This window comes from Lelliottia jeotgali (genome assembly GCF_977070485.1).
In genome coordinates this window covers 1-2,015 of the sequence record NZ_CDRVFO010000039.1, presented here as the reverse complement: position 1 = coordinate 2,015, position 2,015 = coordinate 1, and the positions used below count along the sequence as shown (strand labels likewise).

Sequence of the window (2,015 nt, the reverse complement as noted above, 5' to 3'; positions counted from 1 at the left end):
ATTGTCTACACCGCGACCTTGAGCAACCCAGCGGGTACGGCGATGACCGTGACGCTGAGCAATGGCGCGACCATCAACATCGCGGCCGGCCAGACCACTGGCCAAGTGACCGTCGCTGCACCGGCGGATGACGTCTACAAAGACGCCGGTCAGGTCAAAGCCACCGTCACTGGTACCACGGGTGGTGACTTCGAGAACCTCGCAGTCAATCCGGCTGAGGCCGTGACCAACGTCAGCGATACGCTCGACACGTCGACCGTCACGTTGACCGCCACTCCAAGCGTGGTCGAGGGCGGTACCGTGGTGTACACCGCCTCGGTGTCGGCTCCTGTTACTGGTTCGCCGCTGGTCGTGACATTGGCCAACGGTCAAAGCATCACCATCGGTGTTGGCGAGTCGTCCGGTTCGGTCGACTTCGTTGCGCCCAATAACGTCTACAACACCAATGCACCGCTGACCAACAGCATCACCAAGGTCGAAGGCGGTAACTACGAGAAGCTGGACACCGCCGGCGCTCCGACCACCACGGTCACCGACAGCCCGGCTACCCAGGCCACTACCAATCTGGTGCTGAGCGCGACCGGCGATGTCGCTGAAGGCGGTCAGATCGTTTACACCGCCACGCTGAGCAACCCCGCCGGCACGGCGATGACCGTAACGCTGAGCAATGGCGCTACCATCAACATTGCGGCCGGCCAGACCTCTGGCCAAGTAACCGTCGCCGCCCCGGCTGATGACGTTTACAAAGACGCCGGCCAGGTCAAAGCGACCGTCACTGGTACCACCGGTGGTGACTTCGAGAACCTCGCAGTCAACCCGGCTGAGGCCGTGACCAACGTCAGCGATACGCTCGATACGTCGACCGTCACGTTGACCGCCACTCCAAGCGTGGTCGAGGGCGGCACCGTGGTGTACACCGCCTCGGTGTCGGCGCCTGTTACTGGCTCGCCGCTGGTTGTGACATTGGCCAATGGTCAAAGCATCACCATCGGCGTCGGCGAGTCGTCCGGCTCGGTCGACTTCGTTGCGCCAAACAACGTCTACAACACCAATACCCCGCTGACCAACAGCATCACCAAGGTCGAGGGCGGTAATTACGAGAAGCTGGATACCGCGGGTACACCAACCACGACGGTTACCGACAGTCCCGCTACCCAGGCGACTACCAACCTGGTGCTGAGCGCCACGGGTGATGTCGCTGAGGGCGGTCAGATTGTCTACACCGCGACCTTGAGCAACCCAGCGGGTACGGCGATGACCGTGACGCTGAGCAATGGCGCGACCATCAACATCGCGGCCGGCCAGACCACTGGCCAAGTGACCGTCGCTGCACCCGCCGATGACGTCTACAAAGACGCCGGCCAGGTCAAAGCCACCGTCACTGGTACCACGGGTGGTGACTTCGAGAACCTCGCAGTCAATCCGGCTGAAGCCGTGACCAACGTTAGCGATACTCTCGATACCAGCACGGTGACCCTGACCGCCACTCCAAGCGTGGTCGAGGGCGGTACCGTGGTGTACACCGCCTCGGTGTCGGCGCCTGTTACTGGTTCGCCGCTGGTCGTGACATTGGCCAATGGTCAAAGCATCACCATCGGTGTCGGTGAGTCGTCCGGCTCGGTCAACTTCACCGCACCGAACAACGTTTACAACACCAACACCTCGCTGACCAACAGCATTACCAAGGTCGACGGCGGTAATTACGAGAAGCTGGATACCGCCGGGACTCCGACCACTACGGTTACCGACAGCCCGGCTACCCAGGCGACCACCAATCTGGTGCTGAGCGCCACTGGCGATGTCGCCGAAGGCGGCCAGATCGTCTACACCGCGACCTTGAGCAACCCAGCCGGCACGGCGATGACCGTGACCTTGAGCAACGGCGCGACCATCAATATCGCTGCAGGCCAGACCTCTGGCCAAGTGACCGTCGCTGCACCGGCGGATGACGTTTACAAAGACGCCGGCCAGGTCAAAGCGACCATCACCGGCACCACCGGTGGTGACTTCGAGAA

General features: G+C 62.0%; 1 protein-coding gene. It reads left to right on the top strand.

What is annotated here, in order from left to right; genetic code table 11:
• On the top strand, positions 1-2,015 hold a 2,015-nt coding region (locus ACW4TB_RS27455), incomplete at both ends, for an immunoglobulin-like domain-containing protein (protein ID WP_455843130.1).